The organism is Mesorhizobium sp. M7A.F.Ca.AU.002.02.1.1 (assembly GCF_003998535.1).
Taxonomy (GTDB): Bacteria; Pseudomonadota; Alphaproteobacteria; order Rhizobiales; family Rhizobiaceae; genus Mesorhizobium; species Mesorhizobium ciceri.
This window is the reverse complement of sequence record NZ_RZPB01000735.1, coordinates 2,072-2,970: the sequence shown is the minus strand read 5'-3', so window position 1 is coordinate 2,970 and position 899 is coordinate 2,072. Positions and strand designations below refer to the sequence as shown.

At 62.1% G+C, this 899-nt stretch carries 1 protein-coding gene; it reads left to right on the top strand.

Annotation, left to right across the window (positions count from 1 at the left end):
* Positions 1-208: 208 nt before the first annotated feature.
* The coding region (locus EN879_RS40255) for a class I tRNA ligase family protein (RefSeq protein ID WP_245493887.1) at positions 209-899 on the top strand (691 nt) is incomplete at its 3' end.

Below are 899 nucleotides of genomic sequence, written 5' to 3'. Positions count from 1 at the left end.
ACTGCGCCCCGCGCGCCACGCGCTCGATCTCCTCGCGCACCAGCCTTTCGACCAGTGTCGGCAGGACGACGGATCGCGTTCCGTTGAAATGACTGAGGCCGCGCCTATCTGGTTGTGAGGGTCCGAGACAGCCCTTGCGGTTGACTTGGCCAAAACCTTCCGATTTACACCGGACCAGCAAACTCCCGACAGCGCGGACCATTTTCCCATGCTTGAAAAGACCTACGACGCCAAAACCGTCGAGCCGAAGATCGCCAAAGTCTGGGAAGAGGCCGACGCGTTTCGCGCCGGTGCCGGGGCCGAGGAGGGGGCGGAGGCCTTCACCATCGTCATCCCGCCGCCGAACGTCACCGGCTCGCTGCATATGGGACACGCGCTCAACAACACGCTGCAGGATATATTGGTGCGCTTCGAGCGCATGCGCGGCAAGAACGTCCTGTGGCAGCCGGGCATGGACCATGCCGGCATTGCCACGCAGATGGTGGTCGAGCGGCAGCTGATGGAAAAGCAGATCCATCGCCGCGACCTGACCCGCGAACAGTTCATCGAGAAAGTGTGGGAGTGGAAGGCCGAATCCGGCGGTGCCATCTTCAACCAGCTGAAGCGGCTCGGCGCCTCGGCCGACTGGTCACGCGAACGCTTCACCATGGACGAAGGCCTGTCCAAGGCGGTGCTCGAAGTGTTCGTCACGCTCTACAAGGAAGGGCTGATCTACAAGGACAAGCGTCTTGTGAACTGGGACCCCAAGCTGCTCACCGCGATCTCCGATCTCGAGGTCGAGCAGCAGGAGGTCAATGGCAATCTCTGGCACTTCCGCTACCCCGTCGAAGGCAAGGTCTTCGACCCGGAAAACCCGAAAACCTTCATCACCGTGGCGACGACGCGCCCGGAGACGATGC